This is a genomic window from Paenibacillus sp. GCM10027628 (genome assembly GCF_042676385.1).
In the GTDB taxonomy this organism is placed as follows: Bacteria; Bacillota; Bacilli; order Paenibacillales; family NBRC-103111; genus Paenibacillus_E.
In genome coordinates this window covers 234694-259650 of sequence record NZ_JBHTHA010000011.1, presented here as the reverse complement: position 1 = coordinate 259650, position 24957 = coordinate 234694, and the positions used below count along the sequence as shown (strand labels likewise).

30 protein-coding genes are annotated in these 24957 nt (G+C 48.2%); 27 read left to right on the top strand and 3 right to left on the bottom strand.

Annotated features, from left to right (window positions below; genetic code table 11):
* Nucleotides 1-4 precede the first annotated feature (4 nt).
* Genes ACFQZT_RS12965 through ACFQZT_RS12955 form a run of 3 tightly spaced genes read left to right on the top strand, consistent with a single transcriptional unit; the run spans nt 5 to nt 2745 of the window.
* Nucleotides 5-1165, top strand: coding sequence for a Ger(x)C family spore germination protein (locus tag ACFQZT_RS12965; protein ID WP_379300345.1), 1161 nt, complete (start codon nt 5-7; stop codon nt 1163-1165).
* 21 nt (nt 1166-1186) lie between these two features.
* Complete coding sequence (locus tag ACFQZT_RS12960) at nt 1187-1429, top strand: hypothetical protein (RefSeq protein WP_379300343.1); 243 nt, start codon at nt 1187-1189, stop codon at nt 1427-1429.
* 59 nt (nt 1430-1488) lie between these two features.
* The gene (locus ACFQZT_RS12955; protein WP_379300341.1) at nt 1489-2745 is read left to right on the top strand and encodes an aspartate kinase; all 1257 of its coding nucleotides are present in this window, start codon (nt 1489-1491) and stop codon (nt 2743-2745) included.
* Between the two features lie 14 nt (nt 2746-2759).
* Here ACFQZT_RS12955 and ACFQZT_RS12950 read toward each other — a convergent pair whose 3' ends face one another.
* Genes ACFQZT_RS12950 through comA form a run of 3 tightly spaced genes read right to left on the bottom strand, consistent with a single transcriptional unit; the run spans nt 2760 to nt 4810 of the window.
* Nucleotides 2760-3224, bottom strand: a complete 465-nt coding sequence (locus tag ACFQZT_RS12950) for a DUF441 domain-containing protein (RefSeq protein WP_379300339.1) — start codon at nt 3222-3224, stop codon at nt 2760-2762.
* Between the two features lie 56 nt (nt 3225-3280).
* On the bottom strand, nt 3281-4000 hold the full coding sequence (locus ACFQZT_RS12945; protein ID WP_379300337.1) for a 2-phosphosulfolactate phosphatase: 720 nt from the start codon (nt 3998-4000) through the stop codon (nt 3281-3283).
* A 3-nt stretch (nt 4001-4003) separates the two neighbouring features.
* Nucleotides 4004-4810, bottom strand: coding sequence for a phosphosulfolactate synthase (gene comA / locus ACFQZT_RS12940; RefSeq protein ID WP_379300336.1), 807 nt, complete (start codon nt 4808-4810; stop codon nt 4004-4006).
* A gap of 342 nt (nt 4811-5152) precedes the next feature.
* On the opposite strand from comA, the gene ACFQZT_RS12935 reads away from it, so the two are divergent.
* The 24 genes from ACFQZT_RS12935 (at nt 5153) to recN (ending at nt 24938) form a co-directional block, all read left to right on the top strand.
* Nucleotides 5153-5419, top strand: coding sequence for a YqhV family protein (locus ACFQZT_RS12935; RefSeq protein ID WP_379300335.1), 267 nt, complete (start codon nt 5153-5155; stop codon nt 5417-5419).
* A gap of 72 nt (nt 5420-5491) precedes the next feature.
* Nucleotides 5492-6469: a stage III sporulation protein AA gene (spoIIIAA, locus tag ACFQZT_RS12930; protein ID WP_379300333.1), complete on the top strand. Its 978-nt coding sequence runs from the start codon at nt 5492-5494 to the stop codon at nt 6467-6469.
* Between the two features lie 56 nt (nt 6470-6525).
* Nucleotides 6526-7044: a stage III sporulation protein SpoIIIAB gene (gene spoIIIAB, locus ACFQZT_RS12925; RefSeq protein WP_379300469.1), complete on the top strand. Its 519-nt coding sequence runs from the start codon at nt 6526-6528 to the stop codon at nt 7042-7044.
* 58 nt (nt 7045-7102) lie between these two features.
* Entirely contained in the window at nt 7103-7306 is a 204-nt protein-coding gene (gene spoIIIAC, locus ACFQZT_RS12920; RefSeq protein WP_056614718.1) for a stage III sporulation protein AC, read from the top strand.
* A gap of 10 nt (nt 7307-7316) precedes the next feature.
* Nucleotides 7317-7706 (top strand): stage III sporulation protein AD, encoded by a 390-nt coding sequence (gene spoIIIAD, locus ACFQZT_RS12915; RefSeq protein WP_379300330.1) that lies wholly within the window; start codon nt 7317-7319, stop codon nt 7704-7706.
* Nucleotides 7707-7721: 15 nt separating this feature from the next.
* Nucleotides 7722-8921, top strand: a complete 1200-nt coding sequence (gene spoIIIAE, locus ACFQZT_RS12910; protein WP_379300328.1) for a stage III sporulation protein AE — start codon at nt 7722-7724, stop codon at nt 8919-8921.
* Between the two features lie 51 nt (nt 8922-8972).
* Nucleotides 8973-9716, top strand: coding sequence for a stage III sporulation protein AF (gene spoIIIAF, locus ACFQZT_RS12905; RefSeq protein WP_379300326.1), 744 nt, complete (start codon nt 8973-8975; stop codon nt 9714-9716).
* A gap of 4 nt (nt 9717-9720) precedes the next feature.
* Nucleotides 9721-10359, top strand: a complete 639-nt coding sequence (gene spoIIIAG / locus ACFQZT_RS12900; RefSeq protein WP_379300324.1) for a stage III sporulation protein AG — start codon at nt 9721-9723, stop codon at nt 10357-10359.
* A 39-nt stretch (nt 10360-10398) separates the two neighbouring features.
* Nucleotides 10399-11184, top strand: coding sequence for a SpoIIIAH-like family protein (locus tag ACFQZT_RS12895; protein WP_379300322.1), 786 nt, complete (start codon nt 10399-10401; stop codon nt 11182-11184).
* 158 nt (nt 11185-11342) lie between these two features.
* On the top strand, nt 11343-11843 hold the full coding sequence (gene accB / locus ACFQZT_RS12890; protein ID WP_379300320.1) for an acetyl-CoA carboxylase biotin carboxyl carrier protein: 501 nt from the start codon (nt 11343-11345) through the stop codon (nt 11841-11843).
* A 65-nt stretch (nt 11844-11908) separates the two neighbouring features.
* Nucleotides 11909-13267, top strand: a complete 1359-nt coding sequence (gene accC / locus ACFQZT_RS12885) for an acetyl-CoA carboxylase biotin carboxylase subunit (protein ID WP_379300318.1) — start codon at nt 11909-11911, stop codon at nt 13265-13267.
* Between the two features lie 159 nt (nt 13268-13426).
* On the top strand, nt 13427-13840 hold the full coding sequence (locus tag ACFQZT_RS12880) for an Asp23/Gls24 family envelope stress response protein (protein ID WP_379300316.1): 414 nt from the start codon (nt 13427-13429) through the stop codon (nt 13838-13840).
* An 89-nt stretch (nt 13841-13929) separates the two neighbouring features.
* A complete protein-coding gene (gene amaP / locus ACFQZT_RS12875; RefSeq protein ID WP_379300314.1) occupies nt 13930-14490 on the top strand; it encodes an alkaline shock response membrane anchor protein AmaP in 561 nt (186 codons plus the stop codon).
* Between the two features lie 12 nt (nt 14491-14502).
* Nucleotides 14503-14730, top strand: a complete 228-nt coding sequence (locus ACFQZT_RS12870) for a DUF2273 domain-containing protein (RefSeq protein WP_379300312.1) — start codon at nt 14503-14505, stop codon at nt 14728-14730.
* Between the two features lie 156 nt (nt 14731-14886).
* Entirely contained in the window at nt 14887-15345 is a 459-nt protein-coding gene (gene nusB, locus ACFQZT_RS12865; protein ID WP_379300310.1) for a transcription antitermination factor NusB, read from the top strand.
* Nucleotides 15346-15676: 331 nt separating this feature from the next.
* Nucleotides 15677-16543, top strand: coding sequence for a bifunctional methylenetetrahydrofolate dehydrogenase/methenyltetrahydrofolate cyclohydrolase FolD (folD, locus tag ACFQZT_RS12860; RefSeq protein ID WP_379300308.1), 867 nt, complete (start codon nt 15677-15679; stop codon nt 16541-16543).
* Nucleotides 16544-16551: 8 nt separating this feature from the next.
* Entirely contained in the window at nt 16552-17919 is a 1368-nt protein-coding gene (xseA, locus tag ACFQZT_RS12855; RefSeq protein ID WP_379300306.1) for an exodeoxyribonuclease VII large subunit, read from the top strand.
* A complete protein-coding gene (gene xseB / locus ACFQZT_RS12850) occupies nt 17909-18163 on the top strand; it encodes an exodeoxyribonuclease VII small subunit (RefSeq protein WP_379300304.1) in 255 nt (84 codons plus the stop codon). The genes xseA and xseB overlap by 11 nt, the downstream gene beginning before the upstream one ends.
* 1 nt (nt 18164) lies before the next feature.
* The gene (locus tag ACFQZT_RS12845; protein WP_379300302.1) at nt 18165-19070 is read left to right on the top strand and encodes a polyprenyl synthetase family protein; all 906 of its coding nucleotides are present in this window, start codon (nt 18165-18167) and stop codon (nt 19068-19070) included.
* A gap of 161 nt (nt 19071-19231) precedes the next feature.
* The gene (gene dxs, locus ACFQZT_RS12840; protein WP_379300300.1) at nt 19232-21121 is read left to right on the top strand and encodes a 1-deoxy-D-xylulose-5-phosphate synthase; all 1890 of its coding nucleotides are present in this window, start codon (nt 19232-19234) and stop codon (nt 21119-21121) included.
* 236 nt (nt 21122-21357) lie between these two features.
* Complete coding sequence (locus tag ACFQZT_RS12835) at nt 21358-22185, top strand: TlyA family RNA methyltransferase (protein WP_379300298.1); 828 nt, start codon at nt 21358-21360, stop codon at nt 22183-22185.
* A 251-nt stretch (nt 22186-22436) separates the two neighbouring features.
* Entirely contained in the window at nt 22437-22742 is a 306-nt protein-coding gene (locus ACFQZT_RS12830; protein WP_379300296.1) for a hypothetical protein, read from the top strand.
* Nucleotides 22743-22744: 2 nt separating this feature from the next.
* Nucleotides 22745-23194, top strand: coding sequence for a transcriptional regulator AhrC/ArgR (gene ahrC, locus ACFQZT_RS12825; protein ID WP_379300293.1), 450 nt, complete (start codon nt 22745-22747; stop codon nt 23192-23194).
* Between the two features lie 16 nt (nt 23195-23210).
* Nucleotides 23211-24938, top strand: a complete 1728-nt coding sequence (gene recN, locus ACFQZT_RS12820; RefSeq protein ID WP_379300291.1) for a DNA repair protein RecN — start codon at nt 23211-23213, stop codon at nt 24936-24938.
* Nucleotides 24939-24957: the final 19 nt, after the last annotated feature.

Below are 24957 nucleotides of genomic sequence, written 5' to 3'. Positions count from 1 at the left end.
CGGCATGAAAAATTTCTTGCGTGTACTTTTTCTTTTTTTCATGATGGTCATTAGCGGGTGCTGGGACAAAAAAGAATTGAATGATTTGGCGGTAGTTATGGGAGTTGGCATAGACAAAGGCCCTAAGGGGGAGATTCGGGTCACGGCTCAGGTTATCAGGCCTCCAAGCAAACAAGGCGGGAGCACAGGCGGTTCATCACTCCCAACGTGGAGCTTATCGGCGAACGGTTCTACCGTTCTGGACGCAATTGCTCATTTGAATGAAATATCTCCACGCCGGCTTTATTGGCCGCATATGCAGCTCATTATATTTGGAGATGCATTGGCTCGAGAAGGCGTAGCGCCTTATTTAAACTGGTTTGCTAGAGATCTGGAAAGCCGTACAAGCACAATATTGGCCGTCACACAAGGCAAAGCAGAGGACCTCCTGAACCAAAAAGTCGAGCTAGGCAACGTGCCTACCAAGACAATGGCGGATTTGATCCAGACATCGGATCTACGCCAGCTGCCGACCCGGAAAATGACGCTGCGGGACTTTGTAAGCTTTCTAGCAACTCCAGGAATTGATTCTGCTGTTGATGTTATTAATATGAAAAGTGTGCGAGGGAAACCAGAGACATATTCCGTTGCGAAGATCGCTGTTTTTAAAGGTGATAAATTAGTGGGATACATTTCTGGCGCGCAAAGGACGGCGGTGGAGATGGTAAACAATAAGTATCGAAATGCATTGTTGAAGGTGGCTTGCCCGAACGATAAGACCAAAGAGTTCATCTTTCAAGTTACGGATTACTCGATTACAAAAAGCATTTCAGCAAAAGATGAGAACATCCAAGTTGGCATGAATATTTTTGTTGAAGGAAATTTAAATGACCAATCCTGTGCGGTAAATTTATTGCAACCCAAGATGATGCAGCGTGTCGAAAAAAATATCCAGAGCCAAGTGCAAACTTATATTCTGACAACCTTTGAAAAAAGCGCTGAGATGAAAGCTGACATTTATGGGATCGGAAGAAACCTAAAAAGACACTATCCCCATGTTTGGGACAACCTGCAAAAGGATTGGAAAAATATATTGCCACAGGTGAAATTCAACATCAAAGTCAAATCTTACATCAGAAGAAACGGTTTAATCATTCTGCCGACGAACCAAATGATGGAAGAATAACCCTTAGAAAGGATGAGTTGGATGAAAACATTTTTTCTCATACTTGTCTTTTTAGTCATTGTGATTTTAGAAATTCCCGGCTTGAAGAAATCAAATAAAAAGGAGTCGTATACGTATGGGGCAGTTTTATTGCTTGCATTTACGCTTTGTGAGCTTTACCTTTTAAAATTTCATGTACCTGGTCCCGATAAATGGATTACAGCTTTATTTCAGACCTTTCTGCCCATTCCTGAAAAATCATTCATTATTACTCCACAGCGTTAAAGCTTTATGTTATAATATTGAATTGTTATGCTACTTGATGCGTTAGGAGTGGGTCAGCTTTGTCTCTTATAGTGATGAAATTCGGCGGCAGCTCTGTCGGTGATGCGGAGCGAATGAAACGTGTTGCAAAAAGAATCGTGGAACGAAAACGAGATGGGCATAGCTGCGTAGTTGTCGTTTCGGCGATGGGAGATACAACGGATGATTTGATCGACCTGTCCAAGCAAATTTACGATGGAGCCCCACCGGCTCGTGAAATGGATATGCTTTTAACGACGGGAGAGCAGGTTTCGGTAGCCCTCTTATCGATGGCGATACATAGTTTAGGCGAGAAGGCAGTGTCGTACACCGGCTGGCAAAGCGGTATCTATACAGAGCCTTTACATGGTAAAGCCAGAATTTCGGATATTCAACCGCATCGTGTGCTTAACGCCATCGAACAAGGCCATGTTGTGATTGTAGCCGGTTTCCAGGGCATGACCGAATCGGGCGAGATTACAACGCTGGGACGAGGCGGATCGGATACGACAGCTGTAGCGCTTGCGGCAGCGATTAAAGCGGATCTTTGCGAGATCTATACGGACGTTGATGGCGTATATTCGACAGATCCTCGTATCGTCAAAGTGGCTAGAAAGCTTAACGAGATCTCATACGATGAAATGCTGGAGCTTGCCAATCTTGGCGCTGCCGTACTTCATCCAAGAGCCGTGGAATATGCCAAAAATTATAACGTCACCTTAGTGGTGCGTTCCAGTTTTAACTACAATGAAGGAACCAACGTGAAGGAGGAAGCAGTCATGGAGCAAGGCATCGTTGTTCGAGGCATCGCTTACGATAAAAATGTGGCAAGAATCAGTATTCTGGGTGTCCCTGAGAAACCGGGTCAGCTGGCGAAAGTATTCACGTCGCTAGCGGATGTCCAAATCGATGTCGACATTATCGTACAAAGCGGAGTGACCGACGGTTCGGCTGATTTCTCATTCACAACGACGTTGGAAGATCGTGAAAGAGCGCTCGACGTCATCGAACAAATTCGCGGTGAAGTCGGATATCGTGAAGTGACTTCCGAAATAAATCTGGTTAAAGTGTCCATCGTAGGCGCAGGAATGGTAAGTACACCAGGCGTCGCCGCTACGATGTTCAAAGTGATTTCAGATCTTGGCATCAGCATTTTCTTGGTCAGTACGTCTGAAATTAAGATGTCCTGTGTCATTGACGCTACTCACTTGAATGATGTCATTGGTGCCCTCCATACAGCTTATGGCTTGGACACTGCAGCTCAAGTATTTGTCGGCGGGCCGCAGGATCGTAGATAATAAGCGGCTTGATTTTAACGGATTTTATCAGCGATAAAGTACGCTACTTTCAATAAAAATGCCGTAATTCCGGCAGCCATTAGCGGACCAACCGGAATGCCGCGCATAAAAATAATGCCGAATATCGAACCAATAACAAGACCCACAATTAATTGTGGGTCTATTTTCAATAGCTCTAGCCCCTTGCCGTTCATGTAGGTAGCAATAGCCCCGCCGATCAGCGCGATAATTCCCGGCCAAGTCGTAAAGACAGAGGCGATATCTTTTAGCGATATACGTTCGCTAGCAAAGGGGACCAGCACGCCCATTGTCAGAAATAGCAAACCGATTTCAAGTCCTCGGCGTTCCACTGTCGGCAGAAATCGATCGAGACCGATCAGTTTAAACACGAGCAAAATGCAAGCGGCGGTCGTAATGATGGGCGAGCGACCAACCAGACCGATAATGATGAGAATAACCAATAACATATCGCCGTTCATGTCAAAACCCCTTGTCTCATGAGTAGTCAATCCTAGTTTATGAGGGGGGCTTGTTTTTAGAACGGAGCAGGCACCATCTGATCACGGTCCCGAATAGGGACAATGGTGGTTTCGTTTACCTTGGAGCACGCCACTAAGTCCTCTCGAAAGCCGATCTTGCATAATCGCTTCGCGTTGGCACACGTCAGCAACGTATCGAGGAGGGCATCTTTGGCTTGCAAATAACAGCTTCGCATTGCCAGGCCGAAATCGTTGACAGCCAGATTTTTATCGCCTACGATTCTACCTATTTCCTCTAATATTAGTCCTGCGCATAGACCATCCTCTAAGGAAAACACGTCCTGTGTTCCCGCACATAGGATGACGACATCCCGTTTAAAGGTTACTGCCGCCTTTGCACACGCGTTCCCATTCGTTAATGCGCCGGCCAACACATGATCGGCTTTCATCGCTTTTTGAATGCCTCTAGTGCCATTGGTTGTGGTCAAAATGATTCGTTTCCCTTGAACAGCTGCTCGGGTGTACTCGGCCGGAGAATTTCCAAAATCGAAGCCCGGTATTTTCTTGCAAAAGCGTTCACCGCCAAGAAGATCGCCGGGTTTTTGTAAATCTTTGGCCTGCAGCACCGTTTCAACGGGTACGACGGCTTTACATCCGTTGCCTAACGCAGCGATCATCGTGCTTGTCGCACGAAGCACGTCGATGACGATGACGGTTTTGTGAATGAACTCATCGGCTCTGGCTTCGCCGATATTGGCGACCACATCGATTTGCATCGTTTATTCCTTTCTGGTTCCAAAGGACAGGGTATCGGAACGAAGCCCTCTACGTAAAGCTTCCAAGGAAATAATATCGTGTGTTGATATATTCCCCAAATGGATGTCCGGGCCTAGCAGTTGCATCAAATGTACCTGTTGGTTTTTAAGCGGCGCTTCCCATAGGAGTAAATGCTGCCCCGGAATGGCGGAAAGCACTTTTTGCAGTTCTTCATCTTTACAGTTTCCCTGCGTATCGAAAATGCCTACCCCCATCCCGGATTCACGGGCCTCAATCGTGATCAGCTCCGCCCCGAATTGAGCGTCGATCGTCACTGTTTCAATGAGCTCTTCGAGCTCGATGGACGATCCCCATCCTTTTTTGCCATATTCGGTTATGACTTGCAAGCCTTCGTTTAATCCTCTCAAAATGAGCTCATTTCTCAACCTACGCGTCACTTCGATCGTTCCATCCGATACTTCAAGTCCATTAAACCCAAGCGCGATCACCATATCAAAAAAAGAGGGTACCGCGTCTTGTGCGATTGCAACCTCAAGAAACGTTCCGCCAGGATAGATGCAAATGCCAGCCGCTTTGGCCATGTCAATTTTGGTCTTAAGCAGTTGCTGCGGATAAAGCGGAGAGGTGCCGAAGCCAATCTTGATCATATCCAAATGGTCTCCGGACGTGCTGAGCAAATCTTCAAAGGCGTTCAAGCCCAAACCTTTATCAATTACCATCGTTTTTCCTAGTGTTCTAGGTTTGGCCTGCCTGCGCCCCGTGGGATCGGCCAGAACCGGATTCCATTTTAGATGAGAGGTCACTTCCATTAGTAAATCTCCTCACTATCCCTCTAAGGTTCAATTCTGTGTTCATCATATGCATTTTGAAGTAGGGAGGTGCCCACCATGCCTAAAATCAGACGAGCTCGCATAAGGTAGGGTAAAAAGGCAGCAAGCCGTTGAACCTCGCATCCTGTTACATTCGAGAGCTCCGCGATTTTAAAAAAACCTCCGGTTCCCGTTGTAAGACTGTTCCTTTCATTAATGGGCCTTCGGTTGGTTGGAACAGTCTTACAAAAGTCACACTCCGGCCTTTTTTAAAATCGCTCCGCGGTGCAACTTGGGCAAGGTTCAAAAGTTTGCTTGCTTTTTAAGGGAGGGTAGAAAGAAATGATCAATAAAATCGTGATGAGCATGGCAACGCTCAGGTTGATGTCCGGGAGCATCGAGATTATCGCGGCGATTATTATGCTGAGGCTGGCGAATATCGAGAAGGCGCTCCTGGTCAATTCGGGACTGGCTCTAGTAGGTCCTCTAGTATTACTAGCGACCACGACTATCGGTCTAGTAGGCATCGCGGAGAAACTATCATTTGGCAAAATGCTCTGGGTGCTTGCGGGCGTAAGCTGTATCTTTATCGGCATTTTAAAAAAGTAATCTGTCATATTTCTTTCTAGCAGGCATACAAATGAATATAGAAGACTGGACAACTTGGAGGCTTGTCTGCCCATGCTGGATTCGATTATGAACCTGATGCCCCATTCTCTCAGATGGATTCTCGCGCAACTGCCGGCTGACGTACAAGCTAGTATTGAAGAAATTCGCGTCCGAGAGTCGCGACCTTTGGAAATCAGCTACCAGGATCAATATGTCTTTCTAGGTGAACGAGGTCAATTCGTGAATCAAGAATCGCAGGCTTACAAGCCAACTTCACAGGATTGTTTGGCTCTGCTCGAACAGCTAACGAATCATTCCTTGTATACCTATGAGGAAGAGCTGCGGAGAGGCTTTATTACGATTGTTGGCGGCCATCGTGTCGGACTGGCCGGTCGTACGGTTTTAGATCAGGGACAAGTCAAACAGATCCGCGATGTAAGCTCCTTCAATATTCGGATTGCCCGGGATATCCAAGGTGTGGGAAAAGCGATAATGCCTTATCTCTACGACCCGGCAGGCCCAACCATCTATCATACGCTGATTATCTCACCCCCGCAGCAAGGGAAAACAACGCTTGTTCGCGATTTGGCCAGGCTGGTCAGTCGGGGAGAATGGGGAGCCGCCGGTGCGATAACAGCTCTTGCAGGCCGCAAAGTGGGAATCGTTGATGAACGCTCCGAATTAGCCGCTTGCGTCAAAGGCGTTCCGAGATTTGATCTGGGACCACGCACGGACATCCTGGATGGATGCCCAAAAGCGGAAGGGATGATGATGATGATCCGCTCGCTATCGCCGGAAGTGCTCGTCGTCGACGAAATCGGTCGTCCCGAAGATGGGGCGGCGATTCAAGAAGCGCTTCATGCAGGCATCCGAATGATAGCTACTGCTCATGGTGCTGATTATGAAGATGCTCGGATGCGGCCTGTTTTGAAGCGATTAATGGAAGAGGGGGTGTTCGCGCGTTATGTCATCTTGGATCGAAGGAAGGGCCGGCTGGCGCCATTTCGGGTCTTGGACCGTCAGGGCAAGCAGCTTGGACTGCAAACGTGAAGAAATATTGTGGGCTCCTCGCAAACTTTGTGGAGACCTTTAAAGGATGATGGATGATGGTTAAGTTTGTCGGAGCGGTGCTTATTATCGGGGCGGCCGCCCTAATAGGATTCCTTCAAGCGGCCCATTTCGCAAGGCGTCCGAAACAAATCAGGCTGCTCATCAGTGCTCTACAGCGAATGGAGACAGAAATCATCTATGCGTTGACTCCGCTTCCCGAAGCATTCGCTTCGCTAGCCAAGCAGATTGCTGAACCGTTATCTTCCTTGTTCCGAGTGGTATCGGAGCGCTTGCTGGCAAGTGTGGGGATGTCGACCCGGGAGATTTGGCAGCAAACGGTCAAGGATGTTTGGAAGCGAACGTCCATGAAGCAACCAGAGCAAGAAGTGGTCTTGCAGCTGGGAAACGTGCTGGGGCTCACGGATCGGGGTGATCAAGTGAAGCATCTGCGGCTTGCCGTCAGCCAGCTTCAAGCGGAAGAGACGGAATCCAGGGACGAGCAGCGGCGCTACGAAAAAATGTGGAAAAGCCTCGGAGTCCTGATCGGAGCATTGATCGTGATTTTGATGTATTAAGTTGCAGCGGGTGCATCTGCATCAGATGTCAGCTGTCAACAAGAGTGGGGTGCCTGGAATGAACGTAGATGTGAACGCCATTTTCCAGATCGCCGGCATCGGCATCATCATCGCGATGATCCATTCGGTGCTCAAGCAGATGGGCAAAGAGGATATGGCGCACTGGGTCACGGTCATCGGCTTTGTGGTCGTGCTCTTCATGGTCGTCAGTATGCTCGATAATTTGTTCAAAGAAATCAAAACGATCTTTTTGTTTCAGTGAGGTGGGCCCTATGGAAATCATCCAGATCGTTGGGCTGGGGCTCATCGTTACCATATTGTCGCTGATCATCAAAGAGCAGAAGCCGATGTTCGCATTCCTGCTCGCCGCCTTTACCGGCGTTATGATTTTCCTGTTTCTCATCGGCAAAATCTCTTCGGTCATCCAGGTACTGGAGAACTTGGCGCAAAAATCGAACATCAACATGGTATTCCTTAAAACCATTCTTAAAATCATCGGGGTCGCCTATATTGCCGAATTTGGGGCGCAAATCGTAAGGGATGCCGGTCAAGAATCAATTGCTTCCAAAATTGAATTATCCGGCAAAATTCTCATCATGGTGATGGCGATTCCCATCATCACCGTCATCATTGAGACCGTCGTCAAGTTGTTACCGGCTTAAAAAGGAGCTGAACCCATGATCCCACACTATTCGCGCCAAATGATGCACAACCGCTGGATGATGATTATGGTCATGACCATGGGCCTGTGGCTCGGGTGGACAGGTTCATCGACGGCAGGATCTCCAACCGACGTTCTCATTAAAGAACAGGCGAGCCATTTGAACACTGATCAAGTGGAGCAATATTGGGATAAGCTGATGAAAGATTACGGTGGATATTTTCCGGAAAGCAAAACACCCACTTTCATGGAACTGCTCTTAGGAACAAAAGGAATCAGCATGACTAGCATCTTCAAAGGACTGCTGAAGTACGTATTCCACGAGATCATTGTCAATGGAAAATTGCTGGCTTCTATCGTAGTTTTGACCGTTTTCAGCATGATTCTGGAGACACTTCAAAGTTCCTTCGAAAAAAATACGGTTAGCAAGCTGGGATATTCGATCACCTATATGGTGCTGATTATTATCGCGATCAACAGTTTTAGCGTGGCCATCGGGTATGCCAAAACCGCGATTACCTCGATGATACAGTTCATGATAGCTATCGTGCCGCTCTTACTGACATTGTTAGCATCCATGGGGAATGTAACATCGGTAGCGATTTTGCATCCGTTAATCGTCTTCATGATTCATTCCGTGGGAACAGCCATCTATGTGTTCATTTTTCCTTTGCTTTTCTTCTCGGCAGTTCTGCACATCGTCAGCTCAATCAGCGACAAATACAAGGTCACACAGCTGGCGAACCTGCTTCGCACGATAAGCCTTAGTATGCTCGGCGTGTTTGTAACGGTCTTCCTGGCTGTCATCTCCGTACAAGGTACGGCAGGAGCCGTCAGAGACGGTGTGGCAATTCGGACCGCCAAGTACGTAGCAGGCAACTTCGTTCCTGTCGTTGGACGGCTCTTCTCGGATGCGACGGAAACCGTGATTGGCGCATCGCTGTTAGTGAAGAACGCCATCGGACTTGTGGGCGTCGTGGTTCTGATTCTGCTCTGTGCGTTTCCGGCGATCAAAATATTAACGCTCGCCTTTATCTACAACGCATCGGCGGCCATTATGCAGCCGTTAGGCGATAATCCGATGATCAGCTGTCTCCAAACTATCGGAAAAAGTCTTGTTTATGTGTTTGCAGCCTTGGCGGCTGTTGCTTTGATGTTCTTCCTGGCCATTACCATCATGATTGCCGTTAGCAACGTTTCGGTCATGATGAGGTGAGCGAATGCTTATGAAGCCAGTTTTCTAAAGAATACATGAAGGAGCGTTGCCATGGATTGGTTAGGAGGATGGCTAAAATCAGTCATTATGGTCATCATGCTGGCGACCTTCGTGGATCTGATGCTTCCCAGCAATACGATGCAGCGTTATGTCAAAACCGTCATGAGCTTATTTGTTCTCCTCACGCTGTTGTCGCCGGTGATGCAGCTTTTTAAGAAAGATTGGAATGTAGACGAGTTGATCAGTTCGGCTGAAAAGAAACAGAACGAAATCACGATGCTGGCAAGCGGCGGCAAGAGCAGTATGAAATCCCTCGACGCTATCACCAAAGAAGCGCAAAAGCTTGGAGCCGAAGGACAGAAGCAATCCCAGCAAATGGTTCAAGCCCAGCTAGCGGCTTTGATGAAAGAGGATTTGCAAAAGCAAACCGATCTTGGGGTCGAAGACGTGCAGGTGCTCGTACAATTCGACAATAACGGGAAGCCCGGCGTTAGTAAAGTGAGGGTAACCCTTAATGATATAGATTCGAAAAAGAAGCTCCCAGCAGCGTCCGGTCCCAAAAGTATAGCAGCAATGGAGCCGGTCAAGCCCATAGATCCAATCCGGATCGAACCGGAGTCAAAGCTGCAAGCCGGCATATCGAATCAAGTGAACGCCGGCCAGGAAGCTAAGCTTACACCTGGACAAGAACAAGAACGAGACCGATTAGCGAAGGGAATTGCCCGTGACTGGCAGGTTGAACCCGCACAGATTGACATCCGTTTTCAACAATCGAATGGAACGATTGCGAGGTGAAAGGGTGGGAACATTGCTGCAATGGATGGAGCAGAAATTTGGCGGCGGACCAGGAGGACCTAAACGCAAGAATACGTTGTTATGGGTCGTTTTAATAGGACTTCTGGGGGCTGCGCTGATGATCTTGAATTCGTTTATAACCGTAAAAGAGGTTGATCCCATCAACGTGGGCCGAGCCTCTCCACCGCCTAGCAAAGAAACGTTTCTCGGAAGCTCGCCCAAAGAAAACTCCGCATTCCACGATTACGAAGTGGCTTATCAGTCACAGCTTAGAGAGATTCTTCAGAAAATTGTGGGTGTGGGCGAAGTTGAAGTGCTCGTTACGATCGAATCGACCGAGGAATTGAATGTCGACAAAAATTATAACGACAATCAGCAAATGACGACAGAACGCGACACGAATGGAGCAACCCGGAACATATCCCAGGTTACGCGAAGCGGGGAAGTGGTGATCTATCAAGTGTCAGGTGACCAGAAACCGCTTGTGCTCAAATATATTAAGCCCAAAATTAGAGGCGTTATCGTCGTAGCAAAAGGGGCTGAAAACCTCACGGTCAAGAAGATGATTATCGAAGCTGTTGAGCGAGGTCTGGATGTTACCTCCAACCGTATTTCCGTACTGCCCCGAAAAACAGGTGAATAACGAAAAACCTATAAACCTAAATTCAAGGAGGAATTTTCAATGAACGCGAAAAGACAAACAATTTGGCTGGTATCCATGCTTAGTTTAATGGTTGTACTCTCCGCCTATTATCTGTTCACTGAGGATGTAAATAAGATGGATTTGGCAGCGACAGATTCCGCCACAAAACCGCAAGAAGTGAAGATCGATATGAGTCAGGTCGATCCGGCGGCTGCAGCAGCTGACAAAGGAAAAACAGATGCAAAAGCGACTACAGGCACAGGTGCGAAAACAGATGCTAAATCAAATGCCCAAACGACGACTAAAACTGATGCCAAAACTGATGCCAAAACTGATGCCAAAACTGATGCTTCTAAAACAACGACATCGACCGACGCCACCAAAACAAAAACGGATGCTTCCGCCAAAACAAGCACCGCGAAGACAGATGACCAGATTATTAAACAAATGGAAGAGCAAGCGAAAACGACTTCCGCCAGCGACTATTTCACGAATGAGCAAATGAAACAGCATGATATGTTCGCCAAGAAATCCTCTGATCTGCTGGGAATTGCCACGGATCCAAAGCAAACGCCTGAAGCTGTAGCTAAAGCCAACAATGATTTGGAGAAGCTCGCAGATATTCAAGATAAAGTGGAGAATCTGCAGGATACACTGAGAAAAGACTACCCGCAAGTCGTCGTGAATCAAGATGGTAACCAATGGAAAGTAACGGTTCAAAGTGATAAACTGGAGAAAAGCCAAGGCGTTACTATCGTTGATTTGGTCATCAAAGAACTCGGTGCTTCTGCGGAAAATATCAAGATTCAATACGTAAGACCATAGTCTTTCACGATACGCGTGGCTGCTCGCGCGAAGGAGCTGGAAAGGGGCCGGATAAACTGGACTCTTTCCATTTCTTACGTTTATGGGTATAATACATACGGTGCGGCGATTGCTTACCCGCATGTTTATGGTTCACCAACTTTGAAGGAGTGACTTGAATGTTCAAATTGAGTGAAATTAAAGAGTTGATCAAACTCGTCGATCAATCCTCTTTACAAGAGCTTGAAATCGAAAATGAAGGCGCTCGCCTTATGATTCGCAAGCCGAATAAAACAGAATCCGTACTTGTAACGACGGCTCCTGTACAACACTCATACGCTCCAGTCGGACAAGCCAGCGTACCGCAACACACGCCTGCTGCTGCACTGGAAGCCTCTGTACCTGCGACTATTCAAAATGCAAAACAAGAGGACTCATCTTTACATAAGATTGTTTCGCCGATGGTAGGGACTTTCTATGAGGCATCTTCACCTGGTGCGGCTCCTTTCGTTAGTGCTGGCTCCAGAGTAGGCGACAAAACGGTTGTCTGCATCGTGGAAGCGATGAAGCTGATGAATGAAATCGAAGCTGAAATTAAAGGTGAAATCGTGGAAGTTCTCGTGGAGAACGGACAGCTTGTCGAGTATGGTCAGCCTTTATTCTTAGTAAGACCGGAGTAAGCGCGTTTTAAGTATGTGCTTACGATGCAAGTTTTCCTTGAGGAAAACTCTTAGGAGGAAAAATAATGAAATTCCATAAAATCCTAATTGCGAACCGTGGAGAAATTGCTGTTCGTATTATTCGGGCCTGCCGCGAACTTCGCATTTACACGGTTGCTGTTTTTTCAGAAGCTGACCGTGATGCGCTGCATGTGCGTCTTGCCGATGAGGCTTATTGCATCGGACCGACCCCGTCCAAAGACAGCTATTTGAATTTCACGAATCTGATGAGCGTAGCTACGCTTACGGAGTGCGATGCCATTCATCCTGGCTATGGATTTTTGGCGGAAAATGCAGACTTTGCGGAGATTTGCGAAAGCTGCAACATTACGTTCATCGGACCTTCGCCAGACGCCATCAGCCGTATGGGCGATAAAGCGGTTGCGAAGCAAACTATGAAAGAAGCTAGAGTTCCTATCATTCCGGGTTCAGACGGTCTGGTAGAGAATATTGAAGATGCACTAAGCATTGCTAGAGATATCGGTTATCCGGTTATCATTAAGGCAACGGCTGGCGGCGGCGGTAAAGGTATTCGGATTGCCGATGACGAGGATATGCTCGTAAGTCAAATCACGACCGCTCAGCAAGAGGCGCAGAACGCTTTCGGAAATTCCGGCGTCTATTTGGAAAAATACTTGACAGGCATGAAGCATGTCGAGATTCAAATCTTAGCAGACAAACACGGCAACGTGGTTCACTTGGGCGAGCGCGACTGCTCCGTTCAACGCCGCAGACAAAAGCTGGTTGAAGAAGCGCCATGCCCGATCCTGACGCCTGAGACTCGCAAGGCGATGGGGGATGCTGCCGTTCGCGCCGCGAGAGCAGTAGATTATTCCGGTGCAGGTACGCTTGAATTCTTGCTTGGACCAGACGGCAAATTCTACTTCATGGAAATGAATACGAGAATTCAGGTCGAACACCCGGTTACGGAAATGATCACAGGTGTAGATATCATCAAAGAGATGATCAGCGTCGCAGAAGGCAACCCGTTATCCTTTGCTCAAGAAGATGTCACCATCAACGGCTGGGCGATCGAATGCCGTGTAAATGCGGAAGATCCGAACAAGAACTTCATGCCTTCAGCCGGCCAAGTGAAGTTTTACTTGCCTCCCGGCGGCTTTGGCGTGCGGGTGGATAGTGCGGTTTATCCGGGCTATACGATTCCACCGCATTATGATTCAATGGTAGCGAAGCTGATCGTATGGGGAACTACGCGTGAAGATGCGATTGCCCGCATGAAGCGTGCTCTCACTGAATTCGCGGTTGAAGGTGTGCATACGACCATTCCGTTCCACCTGAAATTGCTGGAACACAAGAAATTTATTAAGGGCGACCACGATATCAAGTTCCTGGAAGAGCATGATGTGAACGACCCGAATTCGTAGACAAACATTTGTCATATTTTTGGCGAAATGGTATAGTTATTAATTAGAACGGCTTATCCAAAGCCTGGAGAAATGCTTAACGGTGCCAGTTCATCTGGCGCAAAACTCAGTAATTCTTACGAAGCAAGTTTGCTTCGCAAACTCTTAGGAGGTGCCACAATGAGCACAATCGCTCCGGACTACGTCAAAACAGATTTGGGCAGCATCCAGATTGCCCCTGAGGTTATCGAAATCATTGCCGGACTGGCGACGGTGGAAGTACAGGGAGTAGCAGGGATGAGCGGCGGATTGGCAGGAGGCATTGCCGAATTGCTAGGTCGCAAGAATTTGTCCAAAGGCGTAAAAGTAGAAGTGGGACAGCGTGAAGCAGCCATTGACGTCTCCATTATTATCGAGTACGGTAATCGGATTCCCGAAGTAGCCAGCGACATTCAAAAAAATGTAAGACAGGCGATTGAATCGATGACCGGCTTGAACGTCGTTGAAGTGAATGTTCATATTCATGACGTCCATTTCAAGCAGGCAGAAAAACCGATCGAAGAAGAAACAGCATCCGCTCTTCGCGTGAAGTAAGCGGAAGTGCTGAATCCATATGGATCATTCGAGACCCCCTACAAGTTTGCAGGGGGTTTCCTCTCACCATAGGAAGGGGACAAGCTTACGTGGGTAAAATTATGGACAGGCTTTTACTGCTTATTTATAGCCTGATTGTTTTTGTGGCTTCCATTATTGTTTTGTTTACGGCTTGCAGTTGGATCCCTAGAGCTCAAGCAGAGCTGGTTCTGGGTAATTTTTACGTGGAAAAAAATTATGCATATCCAGGTATCGTCATCAGCTTGATTGTAGTGCTCATCAGCATTCGCTTCTTGTTTATTGCGCTTCGCCGCAGCCGAGCGCAAGCACCTTCGATCGACCAACGTACGGATTTCGGCGATATTCGGATATCCATGGAAACGGTTGAGAATTTATCTTTAAAAGCCGCCGGTCGTACCAAAGGCGTCAAGGATCTGCGTGCGCGCGTAAAAGTCAATCAATCCGGACTGGAAATCACGATCCGCACCGTAGTTGACGGAGAAACTTCCATTCCAGAATTGACGGAAGACATGCAAAGCACCGTGAAAAGTTACATAGAAGACATTACCGGCATTCCAGTTGCCGCCGTAACCGTGTTCGTAGCGAACATCGTACAATCCGCACCTACTTTTAAAAGCCGAGTCGAATAGAGGTGAACCCACATGTGGAATGAGCTGTGGGAGCAGCATAGGGGCAAAGTGATCGGAGTGGCAGCTGGTATTTTCTTCGGCTTCATTTATTTGTTTTTTGGTTTCTGGGACATGCTGATCTTTGCTTTCATCGTCCTTGTAGGGTTTTATGTCGGCTACAAGCTGGATCGCAAGGAAAACTTCGTGCTGCTGGAAGACATTTGGCGCTATCTCACGCAAAAATGGAGAATGTTTCGCTAAAATCCTTGGGTAGCTCCATGGATTTTTTTGTTAGTTTGGGGTCCCCGCAAAGTAATCGGAATATTCTTCAGAGGCTCGCTTCACTTTGCGGGGTAATTTTGTTTGGAATCAATGAAATATGACGTATACTAGTAGAAAAGGAAAGTTGGGCTCATAATGAAACGCAGAGTTGCGCGAGAAATTGCATTGCAAAGTTTATATCAGATTCAGATGAATGAGGCTTCGCCCAAAGAAGCCGTTCAAAGTGCGATTCATGAAGCGGAGAACGACAATGAAGCGCAGTTGGATGTGCCATCTGAGAAGATTTCACCTGTTTTCGTCTATGAATTGGTCGAGGGCACATACAACAATAAAGTTAAAATCGATGAGCTTCTGGAAGAGTATTTGAAGGGCTGGCAAATGGGCAGGCTTTCTAGAATCGACCGCGAGGTACTGCGTCTAGCTGTTTATGAACTCCTCTATCGGGACGATACGCCTCCGAAAGTTGTCGTCAATGAAGCGATTGATTTGGCGAAACATTTTGGCACGGATGAATCCGGAAAATTCGTCAACGGCGTGCTCGGGAAGATGATTAAAGAACTGGATGATTTGAAAAGCAAAGCTTTGCAGCCTTAATTTTGAGGTACCTCTCATTTTTACGCGGAAAAACCGTGTTAAAGCAGCAGATACGAGTTATCTATGATCGTTAAGACGGTAAATCAGCCTTAAACCTGAATCGATTGGGGCAATCTGCGGCAATTAACAACTTTTACGCGGAAAAATCGTGTTAAAGTATCAGACGTAACCTTTGTTAGACCTATTAAGACGGAAAGACCGTGTTAAAGCTTTTTTTTCAGGAGATCTAAGGTCTGCGGTGTTAATAGATTTTTGGCGAAAAGGTAAATAACTTTACTATTCGTATGCTTGCGATGCAAGTTTTCTACGAAAACTCTTAGGAGGAATCAACATGTCCGGACAAGTCATTAATGGTAAAGAACTCGTTAGCTCCATACGTGAGGAAATTAAAGCGGAAGTCGCTGAGCTAACGGCTGCAGGTCATCAGCCTGGTCTAGTGGTTGTTATTGTTGGGGAAGACCCTGCATCACAGGTTTATGTAAGAAATAAGGCCAAATCATGCGATGATGTCGGCATTTATTCAGAGGTACATCGTTTGCCGGAAAACACAACGCAGCAAGAATTGATTGCTCTCATTCATAAATTCAATGCAGACAGCCGCATTAACGGGATACTGGTTCAATCGCCGCTGCCCAAACATATTGACGAAGAAGCGGTTGTGGATGAAATCGACCCGGCCAAAGACGTAGATTGCTTCCATCCTGTGAACGTTGGCAACCTGATGATTGGCAAGGATGGCATGAAACCTTGCACGCCTCATGGCGTCATTGAAATATTGAAGCGTACGGGCGTAGAAATTGCAGGAAAGCATGCGGTTGTTGTTGGAAGAAGCAATATTGTCGGTAAACCGATGGCCATGCTGCTGCTAAGAGAGAATGCAACCGTATCAGTCGTCCATTCCCGCACGCCGAATATGGAAGAGATTACGAGACAAGCGGACATTCTAGTCGTAGCTGTCGGTAAAGCGCATCTGATCAAAGCACATCACGTAAAACCGGGCGCGGTTGTCATTGATGTTGGAATGAACCGCCCTGCAGACGGCAAGCTGACAGGAGATGTTGATTTCGAAGCCGTGAAAGAAATCGCCAGCGCGATTACACCGGTTCCTGGGTGCGTAGGACCGATGACAATCACAATGCTGCTTCGTAATACCGTTGATGCGGCTCATCGCGCATCTAAAGCAAAAGTGAGCGTGTAACTGAAAGTATGGCGAAAAACGAGACGAAGATCTTATCCGTAAAGGATTTGAACCGTTATATTAAAATGACGCTTGAAGGCGATAACCGGCTTCAAGATGTATGGGTGCGCGGCGAAATTTCCAACTTTACGCATCATTCCAGCGGCCATATGTATTTTACGTTAAAGGATGCGGATGGCAGGCTGAAGAGTATCATGTTCGCTTCGCAAAACCAGAGACTTGGATTTATGCCGAAAGAAGGCACGCGAGTGATTGCTCGAGGCAATATTTCCGTCTATGAAAGAGACGGCGCCTATCAATTCTACGTGACGGCGATGCAGCCGGACGGCATCGGCAGCCTTTATCTCGCCTTCGAGCAGCTGAAAAAGAAGCTCGAAGGCGAAGGGCTGTTCTCGCCTGAGCGCAAGAAACCGATACCCCGGTTTCCACGCGCGATCGGCGTGATCACCTCGCCGACGGGGGCCGCTGTACGTGATGTCATCATCACGCTGCAGCGGCGCTTCCCGTCGATCCCGATTCTCCTGTACCCGGTATTGGTACAGGGGGCGCAAGCGGCGCCTTCGATCGTCAAGGCGATCGAAGCGATGAATCGGCTCGGTGAAGCCGATGTGCTCATTGTCGGCCGCGGCGGCGGCTCGCTTGAGGAGCTGTGGGCGTTCAACGAGGAAGCGGTCGCGCGGAGCATAGCAAGCTCCGCGATTCCCGTCATCTCGGCCGTCGGCCACGAGACGGACTTCACGATCGCCGACTTCGTCGCCGATCTGAGGGCGCCGACGCCTACGGCGGCGGCCGAGCTCGCGGTGCCGCACCACCTTGAGCTGAAGCAGCAGCTGTCGCAGCAGGCGCAGAGGCTGCACTACGGGCTGCTCCAGCAGCTGCGCCGCAAACAGGAACGGCTGGAGCGTGCGAAGCGCTCGCCGTTCCTGACCAACCCCCGCAGGCAGCTGCTCATGCAGCCTGCGGAGCGGCTCGACCGGCTGGCGGAGCAGCTCGGTTATCGGATGCGGCAGCGGCTTTCGCAGCTAGCCGAACGGCATATGAGGCTGGAGCGCAGCTTATCCGGCTTCAACCCGAAAGAGCAGGCCGTTTTCGCTAAGCGCCGGCTGGATACTTCAAACCGGCAGCTGCTCACGGCCATGCAGTCGCTCCTGCGCAGCAAGAAGCAGGAGTGGCAGGCCAGCGTCCGTCATCTGGACGCGCTTAGTCCGCTGAAAGTCATGCAGCGCGGCTACAGCTTGGCCTACGATGAGAAGGAGCAGAAGCTGCTCCGTTCGGTCGGGCAAGTGCAAGTCGGGGATGTCGTAAAGATTCGGCTGAAAGACGGCAGATTGGATTGTCATGTATGGGGGATGGAGGAGAACAAGGATGTCAAATAACGAAACGGAAATTAGCTTCGAGCTCGCCATCGAACAGCTGGAACGTATTGTCTCACAGTTGGAAAGCGGCGATGTTCCTTTGGAAAAAGCAATTGAGCTTTATCAGGAAGGGGTTCGTCTATCCCATCTGTGCGGGGTGAAGCTCGAGCAGGTAGAGAAAAAAATTGAGATGTTGGTGGAGGGGGAAGCGGGCACAGTTACCCGGAAGCCGTTCCAACCAGCTTTGGAAGATAAGGGGAATTAGGTTGAATAAGACAAGCTCGATTAGCGAATACATAGCATCATATGCAGATATAGTAGAATCGGCTTTAACACATTCGCTGCCTCCGACGTGGCAGATTCCTCTTCCTTTACGAGAATCCATGAATTATTCGCTCATGGCGGGGGGCAAACGGTTGCGCCCTATCTTTGTTCTTGCCGCTGCAGAAGCACTTGGAGGTTCCCTGGAAGCGGCACTTCCAGTCGCATGCGCCATTGAGATGGTTCATACGTATTCTTTAATCCATGATGATCTGCCGGCTATGGATAATGATGATTATCGAAGAGGCAAGCTGACGAACCATAAGGTATATGGTGAAGCGATGGCGATTTTGGCAGGCGATGCGCTGCTGACCCATGCTTTTCACAGCATTGCTCAAGCACACAAAGTGCATGGGATCCCGGCTGATCGCGTATTAGCCATTACGGAAGAGCTGTCTGCTTATGCGGGAGCAAGAGGGATGGTAGGGGGACAGGCAGCGGATATGCTTGGGGAACAAGGCATAACGAAGCTTGAAGAACTCGAATACATCCACACGCACAAGACGAGCGACTTAATCGTGTTTTCTTTACGTGCCGGGGGCCATATCGCAGGTGCATCCGATGCGGGACTCGAAGCGCTCAGTCGATTCGGTCATGCTATTGGACTTGCTTTTCAAATTCAAGATGATATTTTGGATATTATCGGGGATGAGTCGAAGCTCGGCAAGCCGGTGAAAAGCGACGAGAAACAGCAAAAAGTAACCTATCCGTATTTCATCGGCATGGATGCCTCGGAGCGGAAAGTGAACGAACTGACGAACCAAGGCAAAGAAGCATTGCTGCAAGCGAATTTGCCGAATCCGGAAAGGTTGCTGCAATTGGCGGACTACCTGATGCGAAGGGACCATTAAGAGGTCTTTTTCGTATCTAAAGAAGCGAACTTTTTAAGCATTCATCAAAAAGCCTTTCGGATCAAACTTAAATGGTTTTCACAGCTTTTACGTGTGAACCCCTAATTTATGTTATAATGGTGTAATCTTAGCATTTTCACATTGAAAGTGAGGAAACAAGCGTGCTGCTCGAACATATCAATCAGCCTGAGGACTTGAAGCGTTTATCCTTGACAGAGCTTGAGACATTGGCCGGTGAAATCCGTCAATTTCTGATTGAAAAGCTGTCTGTCACAGGCGGACACCTTGCGCCAAACTTAGGAGTGGTTGAGCTCACTCTCGCTTTGCATACCCTGTTCCACAGCCCGTACGATAAATTGATTTTCGACGTGGGACACCAAGCCTATGTCCACAAAATATTAACCGGCCGCAAAGACAAATTCGACACCCTGCGTAAATACAAAGGGTTATGCGGATTTGTAAAGCGTTCCGAAAGTGAACATGACGTCTGGGAAGCCGGTCACAGCAGCACTTCGCTGTCTGCAGCGATGGGCATGGCTTTGGCGCGCGACTTGAAAGGCGAGCATAACAAAGTGATTGCGATCATTGGTGACGGCTCCATTACCGGTGGTATGGCGCTGGAAGCGATGAATCATATCGGTCACGAGAAGAAAAATATTATGGTCATTCTGAATGACAACGAAATGTCCATTGCGCCCAATGTCGGGGCGATTCATAATTATTTGAGCAAAATTCGCTCAGATCGTCATTATTTGAAAGCCAAAGAAGAAGTCGAAAACTTACTGAAGAAAATTCCTGCCATCGGCGGAACGCTGGCCAAAACCGCGGAGAAGCTGAAGGACAGTCTCAAATATTTTGTGCTTAATGGAGTCTGGTTCGAAGAATTAGGCTTTACCTATATGGGCCCTGTTGATGGTCATAATCTGTCTGTGCTGATGGATACCCTCAAACAAGCCGAAAAAGTGAACGGACCCGTACTGGTCCATGTAGTTACAACCAAAGGTAAAGGTTATACGCCAGCGGAGAAAGACTCACACACTTGGCACGGGCTGGGACCTTATAAGATTGAATCCGGTCAAGTGCTGAAACCGGTCGGTCAACCGCCGATGTATACGGAAGTTTTTGGCAATACGCTGATAGAGCTCGGTGAGAAAGATACAAGAATCATCGCGGTTACCCCTGCAATGCCGGGAGGTTCCGGCTTGTTGAAATTCGCTAAGCAATTCCCGGATCGAATGATCGATGTCGGGATTGCGGAGCAGCATGCGGCTACGCTTTGCGCAGGTTTGGCAACCGAAGGGTTGAAGCCGGTATTTGCGGTGTACTCGACATTCTTGCAAAGAGCGTATGATCAAGTCGTTCATGACATTTGCCGACCTAAGCTGAATGTGACATTCGCGATTGACCGTGCCGGCTTTGTAGGTCCTGACGGTGAAACTCATCAAGGCGTTTACGATATCGCCTTCTTGCGCAGCTTGCCGAATATGGTGCTGATGATGCCGAAGGATGAACATGAGTTGCGCGATATGATGCAGACTGCCCTTGAGTATAACGATGGACCGATCGCTTATCGCTATCCGCGTATTAATGGAACAGGAGCGAGCACGGATTTACCTCCTAAAGCAATACCGATTGGCACATGGGAAACCGTAAGAGAAGGCGATTACGCTGCCGTGCTGGCTGTTGGCCCGATGGTTCAAATCGCTGAAACGGCGGCTGAACAGCTCGCTAAGGAAGGCATCAACCTCCGAGTGGTTAATGCGCGCTTCATTAAACCGCTTGACGAAGCTTACTTGCTGCAGCTGGCGAATGATTCAACGCCGATTATTACGATGGAGGAAGGATCTATTCAAGGCGGATTTGGCAGTGCCGTTATGGAGTTTTTCGCTGGAAAAGGCATTATTGGGCTGCCGGTCAAAGTGCTGGGCATTCCGGATTACTTCGTCGAACACGGCTCGGTGTCGGAGCAGCGTGAGGAAGTCGGGCTGACTTCGCAGAACTTGATTGCCGAAGTCAAAAAACTAATGCCCCGCAAACGCCAACGCGCCTAAATAGGAAGTTTAATAAGCCCACTTTGATAACGATACTTACACAGGAAGGTTAATCGACATCGAATCTTGAACGAATTCGGGAAGTCCGGTACTCACGTAGGCTCACCTACGCTCCGTTTCCTCCTTCTCCGAAGTTCGTCCAACCTTCTCGGTTCTGAAAGCGGACTTTTTAAACTCATATTTAAGGTAAAAACTCATTAAAAGCCCACTCAACGATAGGAGCTAACACGAACATAATGGCATCCGATAAAGAGCGTTTAGATATACTGCTCCTCGAGCAGGGTTACTTCGAAAGCAGGGAAAAAGCAAAGGCCGCCATTATGGCAGGCCTTGTTTTTGCTGATGAAGAGCCAATTGATAAGGCTGGAACGAAGATCAGCCGCAAAGCTGTATTGAAAGTGAAAGGAGCCCTGCATCCCTATGTCAGCAGAGGGGGGCTCAAGCTGGAAAAAGCGCTCAAGCAGTTTGACATTCGTTTAGACGGCGCAGTCATGCTGGATATCGGAGCGTCCACAGGGGGATTTACGGACTGTGCGCTGCAAAACGGGGCTTCTTACGTATACGCTATTGATGTTGGCTACAATCAATTAGATTGGTCGTTGCGCAACCATGAGCGAGTAAACGTGATGGAACGGACGAATTTCCGCTTTACGAAAGCGGAGGATTTAAGCGGTCCTCGGCCTACTTTTGCCTCTATTGATGTTTCTTTTATCTCGCTTCGCATCATTTTGCCTCCGCTGAAGGAGATTTTCCAGGATCAAGGCAGTGTCGTTGCGCTGATCAAGCCGCAATTCGAAGCTGGCCGCGAGAAGGTCGGCAAATCCGGCGTAGTCCGAGATCCGGCGGTACATGAAGATGTACTAACCCATGTACTTACTTTTGCGTCAGACCTTGGCTTTGTTTTGAAAGGCCTCACCTATTCTCCGATCACTGGCGGCGAGGGAAATATAGAGTTTCTTGCTTACTGGACTTGCAGCAACGAGGAAGCACCTATTGCAGAAGGTTCTTTGGAGTCCCTAATTTCGGCTACAGTGAAAGAAGCACAGAAATTGCACGGTAAATAACTCATCTTAGCGACTGCGATGGCTCGCGGCCCAGAGATGGGTTTTTTGCTGGAAAAAAAGGATTTTTCGGGTAAATCCGCGAATACTATGGCGAGGTGATGGACATGGAGAAAGGCGATGTCACAGTCATTTTGCTAATCCTGATTGTTTTAGTGTGCTATCTCATATGGAGATTTCAGAGATGGCTTCAAACACCGAGAAAACATAGGTTCCATATCCCCGTGCAGTCTGAGATCCCACAGGATGAAGCGGTGGAACTTCTCGAAGGGGCGGGCTTCGATGTGCTTGCCGGCAAAACAAAAATCCCCATCACCATGACCGTAGGCGATAGCGAGCAGTTAGAAAGCCGGCTCTTTATCGACTATTTTGTCCAGAAAAATGATGAAATTTATTTGGTAAAGCTTGCTAAAGAGCGGAAGCCGCTCGAAATGACAGGCAGTTCTGTGCGCGATATGCTGCTCCCTTACAGCCTTATTTACCCGGAAGCAGCTGGGGTGCTTTATGTAGATATGGGGCAAAGCAAAATCAAAAAAATCACGTTTCATATAGAGGTGTAAGCATGAAAGGTCAACGACATGTGAAAATCAGAGAAATCATCACGAACAACGAAATTGAAACGCAAGATGAACTTGTGGAATCGCTTCGGGCTGCTGGTTTTCATGTTACGCAAGCGACGGTTTCCAGGGATATTAAAGAGCTTCATTTGATGAAAGTACCGCTTGATGATGGCAGATATAAGTATTCTATGCCGGCCGATCAGCGTTTTAACCCGTTGCAGAGGCTGCGCAGGGCGCTCAGCGATCATTTTGTAAGTGTTGATTATACGGATAATCTTGTAGTAATGAAATGCCTTCCAGGGACGGCCAACACCATATGCGCATTGATCGATAATCTGGAATGGACAGAAGTGATGGGGACGATCTGCGGTGACGATACCATTCTGGTCATTTGCCGCGGCAAAGAAAATAGTCAATCTTTTGTTAATCAGGTCATGTCATTATTATCCTAAGCTTGGGGAGGCGCGCATGCTCACAGAACTATCGATCCGCAATTTGGCGGTCATTGAACATGTACATATTCGTTTTAAAACCGGTTTTCACGTATTAACCGGGGAGACTGGCGCAGGTAAATCCATTATTATCGATGCGCTTACGCTCATCGTCGGCGGACGGGGCTCTTCCGACCTTGTGCGCTACGGTGCAGACAAAGCAGAGATCGAGGCTATGTTCGATTTGCCCGCCACGCATCCGGTTTGGCATACGCTTACAAGTCTCGGTATTGAGGCGGATCCAAGCGAACATCTTCTCATTCGGAGAGAAATCACAGCCTCGGGCAAAAGTTCCAGTCGCATTAACGGTCAACTCGTCAATTTGACGATGCTGCGTGAGACCGGAGAATGGCTTGTTAACATTCATGGTCAGCACGAACATCAATCGCTCCTTGATGTGGAAGAACACATTCATTCCCTCGACCTGTTTGCGGATGCAGAAATCCGCTCTGCTAAAAAAGCATACCAAACTTCCTATGATGCCTATATGAAACTGCAAAAGGATCTTCGTGAATTGCAAGAAACGAGCAAGCAGGCGCTCCAGATGCTGGATCTGTACCGATTCCAGATCGATGAGCTGTCCTCTGCCAAGCTAAAGGTTGGCGAAGATGAAGCTTTGCTTGAAGAGAAGCGAAAGCTTGCCAACGCAGAGAAGCTGTATCAAAGTTCTTCAGAAGCGTACGACATGCTTTATGCGACAAATCGAGGTTTGGACGCCACCAACAAGGCGGTAGCGCGTCTGCAGGATATCGTACAGCTTGATCCTAGTATACTCGGCCCACTATTAGAGCAAGCTCAATCGGCATACTATCAGCTTGAAGATGCGGCGTTTCAGCTTCGTGATTACCGGGATGGGATTGAATTCAATCCGGCTCGTCTTGATTTTATTGAGCAAAGACTCGACACGATCACATCATTGCGCCGCAAATATGGGGAAAACATTCAAGAGATGCTGGCTTATTTGGACAAGATTAAAAGAGAAGTTGATACCATCGAGAATAAAGATGAACATATTCGCAAGCTCGAGGACCAGCTCGCCAAAGAAGAAAAGCAGCTCGGGATTGCTGCCCTTGATCTCTCAAATATCCGTAAAAGCATCGCTCAGCAGCTTGCAGCACAAATCGAAATTGAGCTTCGTGACCTGCAAATGGAGCGTACGCAGTTCCGTGTCCAAGTCGAACAAATCCTCGACGAACGAGGTATTGAGGTGGATGGGAACAAGGTGCGCTTTTCGCGGGAAGGGATCGATCAGGTTGAGTTCCTGATGGCTCCAAACCCGGGCGAGCCGCTTCGCGGTTTAAGCAAAATCGCATCCGGCGGCGAGCTTTCGCGCATTATGCTGGCGATGAAAACGATATTCGCACGTACGGATCAAATTCCGGTGCTCGTTTTCGACGAAGTCGACACAGGGGTGAGCGGCCGCGCGGCGCAAGCAATTGCGGAGAAAATGTCTGCTCTTTCCGAGAGCTGCCAAGTATTTTCGATTACTCACTTGCCACAGGTGGCCAGTTTCGCCGATGTTCATTTTTACATTCGGAAAGAAGTGGATCAAGAGCGAACGTTTACTCGCGTGCAAGATTTACCGGAATCCGGACAAATTGAAGAATTGGCGCGCATGCTTGGCGGCGTAGAAGTGACTGCGACAACACTCCACCATGCAGGGGAAATGCTTGCCATGGCTCGCACCAAGAAATCTAGGGTATGAAAGTATAGATAGTCATCAT